Origin of the sequence: Streptomyces sp. NPDC051940, assembly GCF_040680895.1 — a bacterium.
GTDB lineage: Bacteria > Actinomycetota > Actinomycetes > Streptomycetales > Streptomycetaceae > Streptomyces.
On the sequence record NZ_JBFAXR010000146.1, the window covers coordinates 1 to 19,595 of the forward strand.

At 73.4% G+C, this 19,595-nt stretch carries 11 protein-coding genes; 8 read left to right on the forward strand and 3 right to left on the reverse strand.

Annotation, left to right across the window (positions count from 1 at the left end; translation table 11 throughout):
* Positions 1 to 367: 367 nt before the first annotated feature.
* Both AB0M28_RS34905 and AB0M28_RS34910 read right to left on the reverse strand, forming a co-directional pair.
* Complete coding sequence (locus AB0M28_RS34905) at positions 368 to 2,386, reverse strand: S9 family peptidase (protein ID WP_365413858.1); 2,019 nt, start codon at positions 2,384 to 2,386, stop codon at positions 368 to 370.
* A 62-nt stretch (positions 2,387 to 2,448) separates the two neighbouring features.
* Positions 2,449 to 5,718 carry a S8 family serine peptidase gene (locus tag AB0M28_RS34910; RefSeq protein WP_365413860.1) on the reverse strand — a complete coding sequence of 1,090 codons (3,270 nt, stop codon included), beginning with the start codon at positions 5,716 to 5,718 and terminating at the stop codon, positions 2,449 to 2,451.
* Between the two features lie 242 nt (positions 5,719 to 5,960).
* Between AB0M28_RS34910 and AB0M28_RS34915 the strand changes: the two genes are divergently transcribed.
* The 4 genes from AB0M28_RS34915 to AB0M28_RS34930 all read left to right on the forward strand — a co-directional run bounded on the left by AB0M28_RS34915 (position 5,961) and on the right by AB0M28_RS34930 (position 11,987).
* A complete protein-coding gene (locus tag AB0M28_RS34915; RefSeq protein ID WP_365413862.1) occupies positions 5,961 to 6,902 on the forward strand; it encodes an ABC transporter ATP-binding protein in 942 nt (313 codons plus the stop codon).
* Positions 6,899 to 8,257, forward strand: coding sequence for an ABC transporter permease (locus AB0M28_RS34920; RefSeq protein WP_365413864.1), 1,359 nt, complete (start codon positions 6,899 to 6,901; stop codon positions 8,255 to 8,257). The genes AB0M28_RS34915 and AB0M28_RS34920 overlap by 4 nt, the downstream gene beginning before the upstream one ends.
* Positions 8,258 to 8,262: 5 nt before the next feature.
* Positions 8,263 to 11,019 (forward strand): alkaline phosphatase family protein, encoded by a 2,757-nt coding sequence (locus AB0M28_RS34925; RefSeq protein WP_365413866.1) that lies wholly within the window; start codon positions 8,263 to 8,265, stop codon positions 11,017 to 11,019.
* Between the two features lie 155 nt (positions 11,020 to 11,174).
* Positions 11,175 to 11,987 (forward strand): alpha/beta hydrolase, encoded by an 813-nt coding sequence (locus tag AB0M28_RS34930; protein ID WP_365413868.1) that lies wholly within the window; start codon positions 11,175 to 11,177, stop codon positions 11,985 to 11,987.
* 109 nt (positions 11,988 to 12,096) lie between these two features.
* Here AB0M28_RS34930 and AB0M28_RS34935 read toward each other — a convergent pair whose 3' ends face one another.
* Entirely contained in the window at positions 12,097 to 12,552 is a 456-nt protein-coding gene (locus tag AB0M28_RS34935) for a TerB family tellurite resistance protein (RefSeq protein ID WP_365413870.1), read from the reverse strand.
* 229 nt (positions 12,553 to 12,781) lie between these two features.
* Between AB0M28_RS34935 and AB0M28_RS34940 the strand changes: the two genes are divergently transcribed.
* The 4 genes from AB0M28_RS34940 (at position 12,782) to AB0M28_RS34955 (ending at position 19,485) form a co-directional block, all read left to right on the forward strand.
* Positions 12,782 to 13,801 carry a LacI family DNA-binding transcriptional regulator gene (locus AB0M28_RS34940; protein WP_365413872.1) on the forward strand — a complete coding sequence of 340 codons (1,020 nt, stop codon included), beginning with the start codon at positions 12,782 to 12,784 and terminating at the stop codon, positions 13,799 to 13,801.
* Positions 13,802 to 13,912: 111 nt separating this feature from the next.
* Positions 13,913 to 17,101 carry a glycosyl hydrolase 115 family protein gene (locus AB0M28_RS34945; protein WP_365413874.1) on the forward strand — a complete coding sequence of 1,063 codons (3,189 nt, stop codon included), beginning with the start codon at positions 13,913 to 13,915 and terminating at the stop codon, positions 17,099 to 17,101.
* Between the two features lie 52 nt (positions 17,102 to 17,153).
* Complete coding sequence (locus AB0M28_RS34950; RefSeq protein WP_365413876.1) at positions 17,154 to 18,209, forward strand: endo-1,4-beta-xylanase; 1,056 nt, start codon at positions 17,154 to 17,156, stop codon at positions 18,207 to 18,209.
* 136 nt (positions 18,210 to 18,345) lie between these two features.
* Positions 18,346 to 19,485, forward strand: a complete 1,140-nt coding sequence (locus AB0M28_RS34955) for a sugar ABC transporter substrate-binding protein (RefSeq protein ID WP_365413878.1) — start codon at positions 18,346 to 18,348, stop codon at positions 19,483 to 19,485.
* Positions 19,486 to 19,595: the final 110 nt, after the last annotated feature.

Consider the following 19,595-nt stretch of genomic DNA (forward strand, 5'->3'; position numbering starts at 1 on the left):
GCCGCCCGGCCCCCCGCCGCGCCGCGCGGGCGGCCGCGGGGCGGGGCGCGCCCGGGCGGGGCGGGGGGGGGGGGCCGGCCCCCCCCCCCCCCCCCCCCCCGGATCGCGGCGCGGCAAGCTCACCCGGAGGTGATCAGGGCACCTCCGGCCTGCTCCAGGCAGCCCCTTCGGGGCCCGCCCGAAGGCGCACGGACGCCGACACCCGGGACCGGACCGACACACCGCACCCCCTCCCCCGGGGGCCCGGGGGCCGGGGCCGGGGGCCCGGGGGCCGGGGCCGGGGGCCCGGGGGGCCGGGGGCCGGGGCCGGGGGGCCGGGGGGCGAAGCCCCCCCCGCGTGCCGGCCGGAGCACTCACCCGGGGCTGCTCACAGCAGCTCCGGCCTGTTCCAGGGCAGCCCCAGGACGTGGTGGTCCAGGAAGCCCAGGAACGCGGCGTACCAGAGGTGGATGTTGTTCGGGGTGAGGATCCAGTGGTTCTCGTCGGGGAAGTAGAGGTACTTCGCCGGGACCCCGGCCCGCTGCAGGTCCTGGAAGAGCGCCGCGCCCTGCGCGACGGGGACGCGGTAGTCCCGCGCGCCGTGGATCACCAGCATCGGCGTGCGGATGCGGGCCGCGTCCGGGTACGGGGAATCCGCCTCGTACCGCGCGGGGTTGGTCAGCGGGTCGCCGAAGATCCGCTGGTAGTACCAGGGGCAGTCCGTGTCGCCCTGGAACGTCCGCATGTCCCACAGGCTCGCGTGCGTCACGATCGCCTTGAAGCGGTCCGTGCGCGTGGCGACGCGGTTCGCCATGTAGCCGCCGTACGAACCGCCCCCCAGCGCCGTACGCGTCGCGTCGACGTCGGGGCGCGCCTCCGTGGCGTCGGTGAGCGCCATGACGTCGTGGTAGGGACGGCCGCCCCACTGCCCCCAGCCGCGCTCGTGGTTGTGCTGCCCGTAGCCGGTCGACAGCGCCGGGTCCGGCAGCAGTACGGCGTAACCGCGGGCGACGAAGGGCCACGGGTTCCACCGCCACGTCCAGGCGTTCCAGCTGCCCTGCGGGCCGCCGTGCACGGCGACGAGCAGCGGCGCGGGCCGGGCCGCTGAGGCGCCCTCGGGGAGGGCCAGCCAGCCGCGCAGGGCGAAGCCGTCGTCCGCCTCGGCCCCCACCTCGGTGAGCGTGCCCGGCAGGGCGCCCGTGTCGCCGGGCGCGGGCAGCGCGGCCGGCACCTGGTCCGCGGCCGCCGCGTCGAGGCGGACCGGCCGCGGCGGGGAGTCCACCGCGTTGCGCAGGGCGTACAGCGTGCGCCCGTCGGGGGCGACGCACAGCGAGCCGTACGCACCGGAGGAGGTCAGCCGGGTGACGGTGCCGTCCGCGTCGCGGCGGAAGACGGGGCAGTGGCCCCGCTCGTCGGCCGTGAACCAGAGCGTGCCGTCGACCGGCGAGCAGACCGTCTCACCGGGCCAGTTGTCGAAGTCCGGCAGAAGGTCGGCCTCTCCGCCGCCCGTCGGGTCGACCCGCACGAGCGTGATGTCGAAGGGCGTCTCGTACGTCGCGTCGCGCATCCGCGAGCAGACCAGCGCGCCGTCGGCGGTGAAGACCGGCGCCTGGTACAGGTGCCCGGAGTCGGCGACGACGCCCAGCTCCTCCCCGGTCCGCGCGTCGGCGACCACGACCACCGTGCGGTTCTCGTCCGGAACCCGGCCGGGCACGAAGCGGGTGTACGCCACGCGCGTCCCGTCCGGCGACAGGGCCGCGTCCGCCGGGTCCTCCAGCGCGCCCTGGCCGCCCGCGTCGACGACGGGGCCGCCGTCCGTACGCACGAAGGTGTGCGGCTCGTCGGGCCCCAGATCGCGGTCCCACGCCCGCGTCGGCCCGGCCTCGTACAGGATCGCCGTGACCTTCGCGTCCTTGCGCGCCTTGCGCAGCTTCCCGTGCGCCTCGGCGTCGGCCGCACCGGGCAGCAGCCCGGCGGTGAAGCAGAGGGTGCCGGCGTCCCGGGCGAGGGTGAACCCCGCGATGCCGCCGGGGTGCCGGGCCACGACGGCGGCCTCACCGCGCTCGGGCAGCGCCCACAGCGTGGCGCCGTCGTCGTCGCCGTCCTCCTTCTCCCGGCCGGGATCGGCGTCCTCGCGACCGGACAGGAAGTACAGCGTCCCGTCGGGCCCGAACCGCGGCCCGGACTCCCCCTTCCCGGACCGCGTCAGCCGCCGCGCGTCCCGCTCCCCGGCGGGATCGATCTCCCACAGCCCGGACACGAACCGGGTGCTGTCAGCGCTGAGTTGCTGCACGGCGGCGATCAGCCGGGTGCCGTCGGCGGAGAGGGCCAGGGAGGTGACCCGGGGCTGCGCGAGGAAGGCGGACAGGTCATGGAAAACGGTCGGGCCGCTGGAGGTCTCAGGCATGCGGGCGATTCTGCCCGCCCGGCCCGCCCGGGGACAGGGGCCGTCCCCGGGCGGGCCGCCGGCTACGGCGCCGCGTTCACGCCGAACGCCCGCGTGACCGTCTGGGTGAGGGTGCTCCCGTCGGACGCCTCGACCGTCGCGCGCAGCGTCGCGAACGACGCCCCGGCCGGGGCGGTCACGTCGGCGTGCGCGGGCGAGGTGCCCGCCGCCGGCAGGATCCTCACCTGCTGCCAGGTGGCGCCGTCGTCCCAGCTGACCTGGAGCCGCAGGCTGTCGACGGCCGCGTCCGCGGCCCCCGGAGCCCGCTGCACCGCCACGTCCACGCGGGTCGTGGCGCCGGCCGCCGCACGGCCGTAGGAGTCCAGCTCGTACGGGGTGAAGCGCACCGCCGTCAGCGGCAGTACGGTGCCCTCGCCGTCGTCCGTCGCGGAGTCGAAGCCCCATACGGACGTCACGCGGGTGGAGTGCGCGGCGGTCGCCCGGTTGCGGACGACGTCGGCGGTGAGCGTGTAGCGGGCCGGCCCGGCGGGGACCGCGACGTTCTTGCCGATGAGGGCGGTGCTCCACGAGCCGAGCGCCGCCCCGTCACGGGCGAGCGTGACGGTGCCGGTGGCGCCCGCGTCGGTGCCGGTGCGGGTGCCGTCGCCGTCGACGAACCAGGGCGCCGCCATCATGGTCAGCGTGTCCCCGGTGCGGGTGAGCGGGGCGTACGGGAGCGCCGGGCCGACGACCGCGGCGGCCCAGTCCAGGCTGTCCTGGGCGTCCGGCCCGTACGTGCGGGGCGCGGTCGCGAGGGACTGGCCGCCCGCGACGTTGGCGCGGTCGGTCCAGACGCCGGGGGTGCGGTAGTCATGGACCTGCGAGGGGTAGCGCACCGACTGGTCGATGTTCACCGGCAGCAGCACCGGGTCGTACGGCGCGGCGGCGGTGGTGCCGGCCGCATCGGCGCCCTGGCCGTAGAACGCGACGTGCACGTCGGTCAGTTCGGCGCGCCTGACCGTGAGCGACGGGTCGGCGGGGACGCCGCCGCTCCAGCTCCGGGCCACGTGGTAGAAGAACGGGCTCGGCGCGGCCGACGAGGCGCCCGCCGCGGCCAGCACGGCGAAGGTGCGGTAGGTCGCGTCGGCGTCGGCGACCGGCGTCGCGTACACCGAGCCGGCGCCGACGGTCCCCGTGCCCACGACGCTCAGGGTGTACCAGCCGGTACCCACCGGCAGCGCGAGCGCGGCCTGCGTCATCACGGCCGCGGCCTTCTTGTCGCCGACGTCCGCGCGTACCGGGGCCGCGGTGCGCGCGTCCAGCGCGACGGACGCGTCGGCGTCGACGGTGACCGACGCGGCGGTCATCGCGGTGGCGCGGTCGGACCCGCTGCCGGAGATGATCGTCATGCCGGTCCAGTACTGGCCCTCGGGGACGTCAGCGGTGCCGGTGCCGGACGTCAGCCGGACCGGGTAGCGGTCACCGGTCCAGCGGTTGACCAGCAGGGCGGTGCCACTGGCGCCCTTGCCGTCGCGGCCGGTGGCCGTGACGGTCACCCGGTGCACGGGGATGGGGGTGTCGACCGCGAGGATCGTACGGGTGAGGGCCTCGCCGGCCCGGGAGGCGGTGAGCACCGCGGCCCACTGCCCGTGCGGCAGCAGGGAGCCCCGCGCCGTGACGACCGCCTGCGCGGTGCCGTGCGCGGGCACGGTCACGTGGTCCCGGTCGACGGAGAACTGCCCGGGGTTGCCGGACTGGCGGGCGGGCGACATCGGCCGCTCGATCGCCAGGTCGAGGGTCACGTCGGCGTCGGCGCTGTTGGTGAACGTGACGGTCTGCTCGCTCTCCTCGCCCGCGGTGTCGGCCCAGCCCGCCCGGGTGGTGAGGTTCACGGGAGAGACGTGCACGGTGCGCTCGACGGCGTCGCCCACGTCGACGCGGCCGGCGCCCTGCTGGTACGGGGAGAGGCCGGCGGTCGGCTCGGCGCTCTCCATCAGCGCGCCCTTGATCTGCTCGCCGGTCCAGTCCGGGTGCGCCTGCGCGACGAGCGCGGCGGCGCCCGCGACGTGCGGGGTCGCCATCGACGTACCGGACTTGGAGGTGTGTCCGCCGCCCATCCGGGCGGCGACGATGCTGACGCCGGGGGCGGTGATGTCGGGCTTGACGGCGTTGTCGGTGGGGCGGGGGCCCTGGCTGGAGAAGTAGGCGCGCTGGTCGTCGCGGTCCACGGCGCCGACGGCCATCGCGGCGTCCGCGATGGCGGGCGCCTCGACGGTGGAGGTGCCGTTCTCGCCGGAGTTGCCGGCGGCGACGACGAACAGGGTGCCGTCCTGGGCGGACAGCGCGTTGATCGCGTCGACGACCGGGTCGTCGCCCTCGGCCGGCCCGCCGAGGCTCATGCTCACCACCTTGGCGTGCGCGGTCCCGGCCGCCCACTCGACGCCCGCGAGCACGTCGGAGGTGACGCAGTTGCCGCCCGCGTCGCAGACCTTGCCGACCGCGAGGTCGGCGTCGGGGGCGACGCCGCGGTAGACGGCGTCGACGCCCGCGATGGTCGAGGCGACGTGCGTGCCGTGGCCGTTGTCGTCCTCGGCGCTGCCCGTGCCGGTGAAGTCGACGCTGGTGGAGACCCGTCCGGCCAGGTCCGGGTGGTCGGAGTCGTAGCCCGTGTCGAGGACGGCGACCGTGACGCCCTTGCCGGTGTAGCCGTCCGCCCACGCCTTCGGCGCGTTGATCTGCGGCACGCTCCGGTCGAGGCTGACCTTCATCCGGCCGTCCAGCCACAGCTTCGTGGCGCCGCCCGCGAGCGAACCGCTCCCGGTGAGCCGCTTCCAGGTGGCCGCGGCGGCGGCCGGGTCCTCGGGGTCGAGCGGGGTCATGCCGAGGCGGGTGAGCGAGCGGCCCGGCCGGGCGTCCGCCCCGGCGGCGGTACGCACCTTGCCCGCGGCGCCGGCGCCCTTGCCGTGCTGCACGATCACGTGGACGGCGGCGTCGCCTCCGTACCCGGCGTCCAGCAGCGCCCGTACGTCGAACAGCCGCGGATCGAGCCGCCCGGCGGCGAGCAGCGGCTCGGCGTCGGCCGGTACGACGCTGAGGTCGCCGGAGCCGACGGACGTGGTGGTGAAGGCCATGTCCGCGCGCCCCGGCGCGGGATGGACGGTGGTCGAGCGGATCGCCCGGCCGGCACGCTCGACGGTCACCGAGTCGCCGGTGGGCAGAGGCACGGTGACGGAGCTGGGGGCCGCGGCGGATGTGCCGCCCCCCTCGTCCGGGGACGCCGCGCGCGCGGTGACGGCGGCGGGTACGAGAGCGGCCACGACGGTGATCGCGGCCGCGAGGGATCTCAGTTGCACGAGGGAAACTCCTGGCCATACGGAGACGGATCGCCGGATGCTCCCACGGCCCGTACGCCCCAAACCGGCTGCTCCCGCGTCGTATTGACGACCTGACGTAATGCCGCCAGGGCGCGCGCGTTACGCCGGACAGCGCTCGATTGCAAGGGACATGTCATCTTCCGTTCCCCTCGTGTTCCCCCTAGGGTCCCTGCCTGAACTGCGCACTGTCCCTAGGGTTTTGACGGATGGGAGAGGGACGCATGGAAACAGCTGAGGCCGTACGGGCCCGCGGGGTCACCAAGTGCTTCGGTGACGTCGTCGCCCTCGACGGCATCGACCTCGACGTGGCACCCGGCCAGATCCACGGCCTGGTCGGACCCAACGGCGCCGGCAAGACGACGCTCCTCGGCCTCCTTCTGGGCCTCGCCGTCGCCGACAGCGGCAGCCTCGACATCCTCGGTACGCCGATGGGGCGGGCGCTCACCGCCCCCGACGGGGTCGCGGGCTTCGTGGACGGCCCCGGGCTCTACCCGTGGCTCACCGCCCGGCAGAACCTCGCCGCGCTGGCCTCGCTGCGCGGCCGCGACGGGCGGACCGCGGACATCGACGACGTCCTCGCCCAGGTCGGGCTCACCGACGTCGCCGACGACCGCACCCGCGGCTTCTCGCTCGGCATGCGCCAGCGGCTCGGGCTCGCGGCGGCCCTGCTCACCCGGCCGCGGCTGCTCGTACTGGACGAGCCGTCCAACGGACTCGACCCGGCCGGCAAGCGGCATGTGCACCAGGTCCTCACCCGGCTCGCGCAGGACGGGACCGGTGTCGTGCTCTCCAGCCACCGCATGGACGACGTCGAGTCGCTGTGCTCCGAGGTCACCATCCTGGCCACCGGACGCGTCGTCTTCTCCGGCCCGCTCGGCAAGCTCGCCGCCGAGAACCGCGAACTCGACTACCGGCTGCGCACCTCGAACCCCGAGGCCGCCCGCCGGCTGGCCGACGACACGGCCGGCATCCGCACCGCTGGCGACGGCGCGGCGCCGCACGACACCGAGGCCCTCGTCGTCCGCGCGCTGGTGCCCGCCCTCGACGAGCTGGTGGTGCGGCTCGTCCGGGAGGGCGTCGCCGTACGCGAGCTCACGCCCGTGGTGTCGCCGCTGGAGGCGGCGTTCCTCGAACTCACCGACCAGCAGGAGACCCGCCGATGACGGCCGTCCTCGCCCCTGACAACGTTGCCGGAGCCCCGCGCGTGCTGATGGTGCGCGGCTACCGCTTCGAACTGGTCAAGCTCGTCTCGCAGTGGCGGATCCGGCTCGTGCTCCTCGCCAGCTGGATCGTGCCGGCGCTCTTCGTCGCCGGGGTGAGCCAGCAGAGCTCGCTGCCCGTCGACACGCTCTTCGGCCGCTGGATGCACGCCACCGGCTGGGCCGGTTCGCTGGTCGTGCTCGGCTTCTCCGGCACCTGGGCGCTGCCGCTGCTGACCTCGCTGGTCGCCGGCGACGTGTTCGCCTCCGAGGACCGGCTCGGCACCTGGCGCCATCTGCTCGTGGCGGTCCGCTCGCCGCGGCGGATCTTCGCGGCGAAGGCCCTCGCCAGCCTCACCGTCATCCTGCTGCTCGTCGCCGGGCTGGCCGTCTCCGGCGTGGTGGGCGGACTGCTGGTGGTCGGCGACGAACCGCTGGTGGGCCTGGACGGGCATCTGCTGTCGCCGGGCGACGCGGCGGTGAACGTGCTGCTCGCCTGGGTCTGCGTGCTGGCCCCGACCCTGGCGCTCGCCGCCGTCGGACTGCTCGGATCCGTCACCCTCGGCCGGTCCCCGATGGGTCTGCTGCTGCCGGTGATCGTCGCCCTGGCGATGCAGCTCGCCCAGATGCTGCCGCTGCCGGTCGTGGTACGGCTCGCCCTGCCCGGGTACGCCTTCATCTCCTGGAACGGCCTGTTCGCCGACCCGGCGCAGCTCGGCCCGCTGCTGATCGGCATCGCGGTCAGCCTGGTCTGGGCCGTGGCCGCCACCGTGCTGGCGTATCTGCTCTTCCTGCGGCGGGACTTCACCAGCGCCGCCGACGACGGCGCCGGCCGGCGCGCCCTGGCCCTCGGGGCCGTGCCGCTGGCCGGGCTGCTCGCCGCCACGGTCGCCGTCGTCGCCGTCGCGACCCCGGCCACGGGCTCCGGCATCGAGCAGGAGAAGGTGCAGCGCTCTGTGGCCACCGCGTTCGCCCACCTCTACCGGATGCAGACAAAGCAGCTGCACCGGCCCGACGTCACCGAAGCGCAGCTGAGGGCCACCGCGGCCTGCAGCAAGGGCAACACCAGGAACGGCGCCGAGGGGGCGGGCAACGACTGGCGCTGCGTCGTCTCCTGGCACCTTCCCGGCATCGAGGCGGTCGGCCAGGCCATCTACCAGCTCGACATCACCCCGGACGGGCGGTTCATGGCCGACGGCGACGGCCCCAAGGAGGTCAACGGCTACTTCCTGGTCAGCACGCCCACCGGGGACACGGCCAACCCGCTCTGGCAGTTCGACGGCAACGTCGAGCTGCTCCACACCTCGCCGAAGGGATGATCCCCATGCAGGTAACACGCCGCCGCAGGCGTGTCCGAACCGGCCTCCCCGCTCTCCTGCGCGGACGCGCGGGCCGCCGGCTCCCGCTGGTCACCGCCGGTATCGCCGCGCTCGGGCTGATCGCGGCCGGTACCGCGCTGGCCCAGACGGAGCAGTTCGGCCAGGACCAGGTCGGCGAGGTCACGGCCCGCGGCCAGGTGGTCTCCAGCAACCAGTACATAGATCCCTACGGCGACCGGCTGGTCATCGACAACGGCAAGATCATGTCCTCCACGGTCAGCCCCGACGGCACCCACCTCGCCGCCTCGGTGACCGACGGCGGCCAGGCGCTGGCCGTCGTGGACCTCAGGGACTGGAAGGTGCAGCAGCTCGTCAGCGCCGGCGCGTCGTCGAACCCGCGCATCCGCACCAACAACGTGGGCCAGGAAGGCCCCACCTACTCCCCCGACGGCAGCCAGCTGTGGCTGGGCCAGCCCGACGGCTACACCCGCTTCACGGTGAACCCGGACGGCAGCGTCGCCAACCCCACGTACATCACCATCCCCGCCGTCGACGGCAAGCGCGCGCTGGTGGCCGAGCCGGTGTTCTCCGCCGACGGCTCCACCGTCTACGCCGCGGTCAACGGCCAGAACCGGGTGGTCTCCATCGACGCCGCGACCGGCGCCGTCACCCGCAGCTGGGACGTCGGCAACGCCCCGCGCGACATGGTGAGGACCGGCGGCAAGCTGTACGTCAGCAACGAGGGCGGCCGGCGCGCCCGGCCCGGCGACACCACGGTCAACTCCTACGGCACCCAGGTCCCGGCCGACCCGGTGACCGCGGCCACCACCACCGGCACGGTCAGCGTCATCGACCTGGCGGACCCGGACGCCGCCGTCGGCAGCATCGACGTCGGACTGCACCCGACGGCCCTGTACGCCAAGAAGGGCGCCCTGTTCGTCACCAACACGGCCACCAACGACGTGTCGGTCATCGACACCGCGAGCGACCAGGTCGTCCAGACCATCGCCACCCAGCCCTGGCCCGAGGCGTCGGTGGGCTACGAGCCCGACGCGGTGACGCTCACCGACGACGGCCGGCTGCTGGTGACGCTCGGCCGCGCCAACGCGATCGCCGTCTACCGCTACACCACCCCGCAGGAGCCGGTGAGCTACGTCGGCCTGCTGCCGACCGACTACTTCCCGGCGGAGATCACCACGGTCGGCGACGAGGTCGTGGTCTCCAACACCCGCGGCGTCGACGCCCGCCGCCCCAACGCCAGCGGCGCGCACGGCACCCACGACACGACGTCGAGCCTCACGCACTTCACGATGCCCGACGACAGCATGGTGAAGTCCTACACGGCCCGGGTCTTCCGGCAGAACGGCTGGACGGACGGTTCGGTGATCAAGGCCCAGGGCGAGGGCACCGCCGCCCCGGTGCCGGTCCCGACCCGGCTCGGCGACCCCTCGACGATCAAGTACGTCTTCCTGATCGTCAAGGAGAACCGGACGTACGACCAGGTCTTCGGCGACCGGGCGGACGGCAACGGCGACCCCTCGCTGGCGCAGTTCGGCGAGAACGTGACGCCCAACCAGCACGCCCTGGCCGAGCAGTTCGGCCTGTTCGACAACACGTACGACATCGGCACGAACTCGGCCGAGGGCCACAACTGGCTGATGCAGGCCGACAACCCGGAGTACACCGAGTCCACGGCGGGCGAGTACATCCGCAGCTACGACACCGAGGACGACGCGCTCGGCCACCAGCGGACCGGTTTCATCTGGACCGGCGCCGAGGCGGCCGGCAAGTCCGTGCGCAACTTCGGCGAGTTCCACCAGTTCCTCACCAAGCCGGCGGGCGCGACCTGGCAGAACCTGTACTGCGACACCCTGAACATGCGGGCCACCGGCCAGGACACGGTCTACCCGATGGTCTCGACCTCGCCGATCCCGTCGCTCAACGCGGTGTCGGTGCCGGGCTTCCCGAAGTACGACACCAGCGTCCCGGACATCTACCGCACCGAGATCTGGAAGCGTGACTTCGCGGCCAACGGGCCGGCGAACCTCAACATGTTCTGGCTCTCCAGCGACCACACCGGCGGCCCGCCCAACGCGGCGGCCCAGGTCGCCGACAACGACCTCGCGACCGGCCGGATCATCGACGAGATCTCCCACAGCAAGTACTGGAAGCAGTCGGCGGTCTTCGTCGTGGAGGACGACTCGCAGAACGGCCTCGACCACGTCGACGGCCACCGCGCCCCCGTACAGATCATCAGCCCCTGGGCCAAGCGCGGCGTCGTCGACAGCCGCTACTACTCGCAGATCAACATGATGCGGACCATCGAGCAGATCCTCGGGATCCACCCGATGAACCAGAAGGACAGCGCGGCCAGCCCCATGCGGGCGGCGTTCACCCAGAACGCGGACTACACCCCGTTCACGGCACGGCCCAACCGGACCGCGCTGACCAACGGCCTGGCCACCCCGCCCTCCTGCGGCCTGGACGTTCCGGCGCCGCAGAACCCGGCGGCGGCGCCCGTACCGTCGGCCGAGGTGCCGGCGGCCATGCAGGGCATCGCGGCCGAGTGGGCGCACTGGAAGACCAAGCAGCGGCTGTCCGGCCCGCACGCGGTGCCCGACTTCGCCAACCCCGCGCAGATGAACCACTTCACCTGGTACGACGCGCACGGCTGGAAGGTCCCGTACCCGGGCGAGGAGGAGATCTACGCACCCGATGACGTACCGGGCGCGTTCATCCCGTCGGCGGAGAACGACGGCTGACGCCCAGGACGCCCCCGTCCCGGGGGCGTCCTCGTCCGGGGGCGTCCCCTGCCCGGGGGGCGCCCCCGGATCTTGACACCCCTGCGCCCACCGCTAACCTGCGCTTGTCGCGGGGCAGTTGCGCATTCAACAGCGAAGGCCGGGTGGGCGGAAACGTGCAGGAGAACCAGGAGAGAATCGAGCGGGACGGCGTCAGCCTCGCGGTCCGCCGCAGCGGACAGGGCCCGACCGTCCTGCTGATCAACGGCACCGCGCCGCCGCTGTGGGGGGACCTCCCCGGTCTGCTCGCCGCCACGCACCACGTCGTCGCGTACGACCGGCGCTCCTTCGGCGACTCCCCGGCGCCGCCGCCTGCGACGGACGGCACCGCGACGCACGCCGAGGACGCGGCCGCGGTCCTCGCGAAGACGAGTTCCGGTCCCGCGCTGGTCGTCGGCTGGAGCATGGGCGCCGTGATCGCGCTCGAACTGGCCTGCAGGCACCCGGAGGCGGTGGCCGGACTGGTCCTCCTGGAGCCGCCGTTCCGCCCGCGGGAGCACCCCAGCCGCCCGATGCTGCGGGCGGTGGCGGGCGTCATCCCGCTCGCCCGGTTCGGCCGCCACGAGGCGGCCGCCGAGCGCTTCCTGCGCTGGGCGCTGGCCCGCCGAAACGGTTCCTCGGCGTATGCCGACGCCGGCCCCGAGTGGGCCTCGGAGGTACGCCGCCAGGGCCCCGCCATCGTCGCCGAGGTCGCCGCGGGCGAGAAGCTCGGCCTCGACGCGCTCGCGGCCCTCACGACGCCGGTGACGATCGTCGTGGGCGGCCAGAGCGACCGCATGTTCCCCGCGGCGGCCCGCACCCTGGCGGACACCATCCCCTCGGCCACCGTGACGGAGGTCCCGGAGAGCGGCCACGCCCTGCCGTTCGACGCGGCACCGGCGGTCGCCGACGCCGTACGGCGGCACGGCGCGGCGCCCGGATCCCACTGAGTCCTTCCGGGGGATGACCCCCGGACCCCCGGCCGGGAGGGCGCGGCCGGTCCGGTCCGCGCCCTCCGGGTACGTGCCGTCAGCGGTCGCGCCCGCGCGGCGCGGGCGGTCAGAGGTCGAACTCGTACGGCAGCAGGCCGACCGCGTAGCACGCCTCGCGGACCACGGCCTTCTCCTCCTCGCTGAACGTGCCGTCCGCGCCGCCGATGACGATGCCGATCTGGATCGTCGCCCGCGCCTCGACCGGCTTGTCCTTCGTCTTGCCGATCTCCTGGAGCACGGCCACCTTGCCGAAGTCGAAGTCCGCGGCGAGCTTCTCCAGGTTCGCGTCGTACTGCGCACGCAGTTCGTCGGCGGGGAAGTGCTGCAGGACCTCGTTCGTCGTGATCAGCTTGGCCACGCGCTGCCGCTCGGCGGGGTCGATCTTGCCGTCGGCGGCGGTGACCAGCGCGCACATCGCCATGCTGGCGTCGCGGAAGGCCGCGCCCTTGAGGTCGTTCTTCTTCGCGACGAGGTGCGCCTGTATCTTCGCGATGGACTCCTTGAGGACGTCCCACAGCGCCATGAGTTCTCCAGACAGTCGGGTCGAGGACCGGCCCACCCCGTCGGCGGCCCGATACCCCACAGTTCTGCGCAGCAGAGTAGAAACTAGCTGATGGAGGACGGATCCCGAGGGGTGGATCCGCCGCCGGTCCGCTCCGGGCGGCGCTCCGCCGGGGTCGCGGCGCCGGCCGGCGGTACGGCGCGAAACTGTTTCGGCCCGGCCGCCGAACCTTGTGGCCTATGCTCCCCTCATGCCTGACGACGAGGGGACCGGCCGGATCACCCTGGCCGAGGTGGCCAGACAGGCCGGCGTCTCGATATCGACCGTGTCGAAGGTCCTCAACGGCCGCCAGGACGTGGCGCCCCCGACGCGCATCAAGGTGGAGCGGCTGCTCGAGACCCACGCCTACCGGCGTACCACGCGGTCCTCCAACGAGGCCCCGCTGATCGAGATCGTCTTCCACGAGCTGGACAGCGTCTGGGCCCTGGAGCTGATCCGCGGCGTCGAGAACGTCGCCAAGGCCAACCACGCCAGCGTCGTCCTCACCGAGAGCGGCACCCGGCACTCGCCCGGCCCCGACTGGATCGACGGCGTGCTGCAGCGCCGGCCGCTCGGCGTGGTGCTGGTCTTCTCGGCGCTCCCCCAGCAGGTCAAGCACCAGCTCCGGGCCCGCTCCATCCCCTTCGTCATCGTCGATCCGGCCGGCGACCCGGATCCGGACGTGCCCTCCGTGGGCTCCGCCAACTGGTCCGGCGGACTCGCCGCGACGCGCCATCTGATCGACCTGGGACACCGGCGCATCGGCATCATCTCCGGCCCCGGGGACATGCTCTGCTCCCTGGCCCGCCTCGACGGCTACCGGTCGGCGATGGGCATGGCCGGCCTGCCGGCCGACCCCGGGCTGGTCCAGTTCGGCGACTTCCACGTGGAGGGCGGGTACGAGCGGGGGACGGCCATGCTGACCATGCCGGACCGGCCCACCGCGATCTTCGCGGGCAGCGATCTGCAGGCCCTCGGCGTGCTGGAGGCGGCCCGCGTCCTCGGGCTGCGGGTGCCGCACGACCTGTCCGTGGTCGGTTACGACGACGTCCAGCTCGCCCGCTGGTCGAGCCCCGCGCTGACCACCGTGCACCAGCCGCTGCGGCAGATGGCGGAGGAGGCGGTGCAGCTGCTGCTGCGGCTGCGGGCGGGCAGGCCCTCGGCGACCCGGCTGGAGCTGGCGACGAGCCTGGTCGTACGGAACAGCACCGCGCCGCCGCCCGCCGCCTGATCGACCGAATTTGTTTCGACCGCGCAACTCCATTGTTTCGGGGCCGAGTTTCGCCCAGGATCTGTCTCGCAGCCGACAACTCGCGTGACTGGGACTCACTGGGGAGTGGCGATGAGCCGGAACCACCCGTTCGATCCACCGCGAAGAGCCGTACTGGGAGCAGGAGCGGGCCTCAGCGCCGGTGCGCTGGGCCTGACGACTTTCGGCGCCGTACCGGCAGTTGCCGACAGCCGCGCGGCACCCGGGGCGACCGACGCCGCGGCGCCCGGGGTGACGGACCCCGGCGCGTACATCTCCTTCACCCCGCGCCCCGGCGCGTTCCCCCTGGCACGCTCCGGACGGGCGGCCCCCGTCCTGGTGGACGGCGCCGACCACCCCGGCGTCCTGCGTGTCGCGGGGGACCTGTGCGACGACGTCGAGCGCGTGACCGGCATCCGGCCGGTGCTGAGGAGGACCCGGGACGGGGCCGTACCCGCGGTGGGGCGTGAGGTCGTGCTGATCGGCACCCTGGGCCGCAGCCCGCTGATCGACCGGCTGGTGGCCGACGGCAGGCTGGACCCCGCCGGTGTCGCCGGCCGCTGGGAGACCTCGCTGCAGACGGTCGTCGAGCGGCCGCTGCCGGGCGTGGACCGCGCCTTCGTCATCGCGGGCAGCGATCCGCGGGGCACCATCTTCGGCGCGTACGACGTCAGTTACGGCATCGGCGTCTCGCCCTGGTACTGGTGGGACGACGTACCGCCCGCCCACCGCGACGCGCTGTACGCCGTGGCGGGCCGGCACACCCAGGGCACGCCGGCCGTGCGGTACCGCGGGATCTTCATCAACGACGAGAACCCGGCCCTCGGCACCTGGGCTCCGAGGTTCTTCGGCCCGGGCAAGGCCCCCGGCCACCCCGGCGGCTTCAACGCCGAGTTCTGGGCGAAGGTCTTCGAGGCCATGCTCCGGCTGAAGGCCAACTACCTCTGGCCCGCCGTGTGGGGCCGCGCGTTCGCCGAGGACGATCCGGAGAACCACGCCCGCGCCAAGGAGTACGGGATTGTCATGGGCACCTCCCACGAGGCCCCCATGATGCGCGGCATCGAGGAGTGGAACCGGCACGCCGTCCCCGCCGTCCGGGACGCCTCCGGGGCCGTCGTCACCCCCGGCCACGACCCCTACGGCGGCACCGGCGAGTGGTCCTTCCGGCGTAACGCCGAGGCGATCAGGGCGTACTGGCGCGACGGGATCCGCCGCATGGTGGAGCAGGACTTCGAGGGGGTGGTCACCCTCGGGATGCGCGGCAACGGCGACGTGAGCCTGCCGGACGGCGACGGGATCGAGCTGATGCGGGAGATCATCGCCGCCCAGCGGCAGATCCTCGCCGAGGAGACCGGCCGGGACCTGACGGACATCCCGCAGGTGTGGACGCTCTACAAGGAGGTCCAGCGCTACTGGGCCCGCGGTCTGCGCGCGCCGGAGGACGTCACCGTCGTCCTGTGCGACGACAACTGGGGCAACATCCGCAAGCACCCCGACCCGGCGGAGCCACCCCGCTCCGGCGGCTACGGCCTCTACTACCACTTCGACTACGTCGGCGCCGGCCGCAACTACAAGTGGGTCGACACCACGCCGCTGCCGAACCTCTGGGACCAGCTGCGCCAGGCCGTCGCGTACGGCAACCGCACCCTGTGGGTGGCCAACGTCGGGGACCTCAAGGGCAACGAGGTGCCCACCCAGTTCTTCCTGGACTACGCCTGGAACCCGGACCGCTGGGGCCTCGCCGACCTGCCCGACTGGGAGCGCCGGTACGCGGCGCGGAACTTCGGCGAGGCGCAGGCGTCGGCGATCGCCGCCGTCCTCGCCGAGTACGGCCGGCTGCAGTCGCTGCGCAAGCCCGAGCTGCTGAACCGGCGCATCACCCTCGACCCGGCGAAGGACCCGGCCACCGACCCGGCGGCCGTCGTGTACGACGACCGGGCGACACCGTTCTCCCTCGACCACCACCGTGAGCTGGAGCTCGTCACCGAGCGCTGGCAGGAGCTGGCCCGCCGGGCCCTCGGCATCGCCCGCAAGCTCCCGGCCGCGGCCCAGGACTCCTGGTTCCAGCTGGCCGGCTACGCGATCGCCGCCACCGCCAACGTCTACGCCCTGCGCGAGGCGGAGTTCACCAACCTGCGGTACGCCGCACAGGGGCGCGCCGCCACCAACGAGCGCGCGGCGCGCGCCGAGGCCTGCCTGGCGGAGGACTTCGCCCTCGCCGACCGCTTCAACACCCGGATCGCGGACGGCAAATGGCAGGGTTTCCAGACCCAGCCGCACATCGGGTACGGCGACGTCGCGCGCTACGGGCCCAACGCGCCGTGGCAGCAGCCCGAGCTGAACAACGTGGCGCTGCCCGACGAGATCTTCCCGGCCGTGCGCCGGATCGACGTACCCGAGGCGGCGGAGCTGGGCGTGGCGGTCGCCGGATCGGACGCCTGGTGGCCGGACACCGTAGGGGCCGCCCGGCTGCCGGTCCTCAGCCGGTACGGCACGGACCCGTACCTCGAGGTCTTCAACCGCGGCCGCACCCCCTTCGACTACCGGGTGGAGTCCTCCGCCCCATGGCTGCGCGTGGACCGCCCCAAGGGCCGCGTCACCCGCCAGCAGCGGATCACCGTGAGCGCCGACTGGCGCCGGGCCCCGGCCGACACCGCCGAGGCGACCCTGGTGGTGCACGGCGCCGGGACGAGCGTCACGGTCACCGTCGTCACCGAGAACCCCGACGTCACGGGCCTGCGCGGGTTCGTCGAGGCGGGCGGGTACGTGGCGATCGACGCCGAGCACGCCGACCGCACGGTGGGCGCCCCGGGCATCGGCTGGCAGCGCGTGGCGGGCGTCGGCCGCGCCGTCGCCGGCCTCACCCCGGTCCCCGTCACGGCGCCCGCGCAGCAGCCGGGCGGGCCGGCGCCGCAGCTGACGTACACGGTCAGCCTGCTCACCGGCGGACCCGTCACGCTCTGGGCGTACCTCTCGCCCCGCAACCCGGCCCTGGCGCACGCCGGACTGCGGTACGCCGTGTCCTTCGACGACGACGCGCCGCAGACGGTCGACATCGTCGCGGCCCTCGGTTCCGACGACGGGGTGATGAACCCGCAGTGGGCCCGTAACACCTCGGACAACGTCAGCAGGACCGCCACCCGGCACACCCTGACGGCGGGCGTGCACCTGCTCAGGTTCTGGATGGTCGACCCGACCGTCGTGGTGCAGCGGCTGCTGATCGACACCGGCGGTCTGCCGGACAGCTACCTCGGACCGCCGGAGAGCCACCGGCTGCGGTGAGCCCGGCGCGTTCGTCCCTTCCCTCGCGATCCCATCGAGTTGAGGAGCCCCAATGAGAACCCGTTACGCGCTCGTGGCGGCGTCCGCCGCCGTCCTGATGCTGGGTCCGGCCGTCCAGCCGGCCGCCGCCCACGACACCGGTACCCTGCGCGACCTCGCCGCCCGGCAGGACCTGCGGATCGGCACCGCCGTCGACCACTCCGCGCTGGGCGGCGACACGACGTACCGCGACACCCTGGCCCGCGAGTTCAACTCCGTCACGGCCGAGAACGTCATGAAGTGGGAGTCCGTCGAGCCGCAGCGCGGCGTCCACGACTTCACCCGGGCCGACGAGCTCGTGGCCTTCGCCCGGGCGCACGGCCAGGCCGTACGCGGGCACACCCTGCTGTGGCACAACCAGCTCCCCGGCTGGCTCACCGCGGGCGTCGCGGACGGCTCGATCGACGCGGCGGCGCTGCGCGGCATCCTGCGCGACCACATCACCGCCCAGGTCCGCCACTTCCGCGGCAAGGTCTACCAGTGGGACGTCGTCAACGAGGTCGTCGGCGACGACGGCAACCTGCGCGACACCCTGTTCCTGCGGCTGCTGGGCCCCGGCTACATCGCCGACGCGTTCCGCTGGGCGCACGCCGCGGACCCCGGGACGAAGCTCTACCTCAACGACTACAACGTGGAGGGCGTCAACGCGAAGTCCACGGCGTACTACGAACTCGCCCGCCGGCTGCGCGCCGAGGGCGTGCCGGTGCACGGCTTCGGGATCCAGGGGCATCTGGACATCCAGTACGGCTTCCCGGGCGACGTGCAGACGAACCTGGAGCGGTTCGCCCGGCTGGGGATGCAGACGTCGTTCACCGAGGTGGACGTGCGGATGACCCTGCCGGCCGACGACGCGAAGCTCGCCCGCCAGGCGCAGGACTACCGGCGGCTGCTCCAGACCTGCCTGAACGTGCGGCGCTGCACGTCGTTCACGGTGTGGGGCTACACGGACAAGTACTCGTGGGTGCCGGGGTTCTTCACGGGCCAGGGCGCGGCCAACCTGCTCGACGAGGACTTCGCCCCCAAGCCGGCGTACGACGCGGTCCGGGACGAACTCGCGTCGCGGGACTGACCGCCTGGTATTGGCACAATCGTTGCCCTTTCAGGGGCTTGACGGTCTGTTGGGCCGGTTCTACGTTCAGGCCACCAAATTTCTCGAACGCTGTCCGAGATTTCGGACGGTACGGGCCGAGCTCGCGGGAGGGGTCATGAAGAAGATCGATCCAGGCGTCGAAGAGGCGGTCGACACCCTCGGCCTCAACGGCCTCGCCAGACGGCGGCTGCTCAGCGGCGCCGGACTGGTGAGCGCCTCGGCCGCCGCCGCGGCGCTGCTGTCCGCCTGCTCGTCCGAGAACAAGAGCGACGACAAGTCGTCGGGCGACGGGGTGGGCGACTTCCCGAGGACACCGAAGTGGAGGTTCGTGTTCGTCAACCACGTCACGACGAACGCGTTCTTCACCCCGACCCAGTACGGCGCGTCGGACGCCTGCGCGCTGCTGGGCGCCTCGTTCCAGTGGACGGGCTCCAAGGGCGCCATCGTCCAGGAGATGGTCAGCGCCATGACCTCGGCCGTCTCCGCCAAGGCCGACGGCATCGGCGTCTGCGTCGTCGACGTCAACGCCTTCAAGGGGCCCGTCGACCGGTCCCTGGACGCCGGGATCCCCACCGTGTCGTACAACGCCGACGGCGCGCGGGGGAACCCGGGCACGAACCGGCTCTGCTACGTGGGGCAGGACCTCTACCAGTCCGGGTTCCAGATGGGTCAGCGCATCGTCTCGCTGATGCCGGACGGCGGGGACGCCGTCGGGTTCATCGCCACCCCGGGCGCGCTCAACATCCAGCCGCGTATCGACGGCGCCACCGACGCGATCAAGGCGTCCGGCAAGCCGATCAGCTTCACGTCGGTCGCCAGCGGCGCGGAGGTCCCCCAGGAGCTGTCGACCATCGACGCGTACGCCAACGGGCACAAGGACCTCAAGGGCATGTTCGCGGTCGACGCCGGCTCCACGGAGAGCGTCGGCAAGGTCATGAAGAAGTACGGCCTGAAGGCCAAGGGCGTGGTCGCGGGCGGCTTCGACATGAACCCGAACACGCTCACCGCGATCGAGGAGGGCGACCTCGACTTCACCATCGACCAGCAGCCCTATCTCCAGGGCTTCCTGACCGTGCTCTACCTGTGGATGTACCAGCTGTCGGGGGGCCTCGTGATCCCCAGCGTCACCGACACCGGTCTGCTGTTCGTGAACGAGTCCAACGTCGGTCCGTATCTGCGGAGCAAGACCCGGTTCGAGGGCTCCAGCACGAAGCAGCAGCTCGTCAAGCGCTCCGGACCCATCGCACACGCATGAGCAGCAGCGCCGTGCACGACACGACCGGCGGGGCGCCGGCCGCGGCCGGCGCCCCGCCGGGGCGGCGGGCCCGGCCCCAGCGGCGCGCCAACCACGCCCGCCGCGGCCGC

Excerpts from the sequence above, each read along its gene's own strand:
- AB0M28_RS34905 (WP_365413858.1), bottom strand. The coding sequence starts at position 2,386 with ATGCCTGAGACCTCCAGCGGCCCGACCGTTTTCCATGACCTGTCCGCC.
- AB0M28_RS34915 (WP_365413862.1), top strand. The coding sequence starts at position 5,961 with ATGGAAACAGCTGAGGCCGTACGGGCCCGCGGGGTCACCAAGTGCTTC.
- AB0M28_RS34920 (WP_365413864.1), top strand. The coding sequence starts at position 6,899 with ATGACGGCCGTCCTCGCCCCTGACAACGTTGCCGGAGCCCCGCGCGTG.
- AB0M28_RS34925 (WP_365413866.1), top strand. The coding sequence starts at position 8,263 with ATGCAGGTAACACGCCGCCGCAGGCGTGTCCGAACCGGCCTCCCCGCT.
- AB0M28_RS34935 (WP_365413870.1), bottom strand. The coding sequence starts at position 12,552 with ATGGCGCTGTGGGACGTCCTCAAGGAGTCCATCGCGAAGATACAGGCG.
- AB0M28_RS34940 (WP_365413872.1), top strand. The coding sequence starts at position 12,782 with ATGCCTGACGACGAGGGGACCGGCCGGATCACCCTGGCCGAGGTGGCC.
- AB0M28_RS34945 (WP_365413874.1), top strand. The coding sequence starts at position 13,913 with ATGAGCCGGAACCACCCGTTCGATCCACCGCGAAGAGCCGTACTGGGA.
- AB0M28_RS34950 (WP_365413876.1), top strand. The coding sequence starts at position 17,154 with ATGAGAACCCGTTACGCGCTCGTGGCGGCGTCCGCCGCCGTCCTGATG.
- AB0M28_RS34955 (WP_365413878.1), top strand. The coding sequence starts at position 18,346 with ATGAAGAAGATCGATCCAGGCGTCGAAGAGGCGGTCGACACCCTCGGC.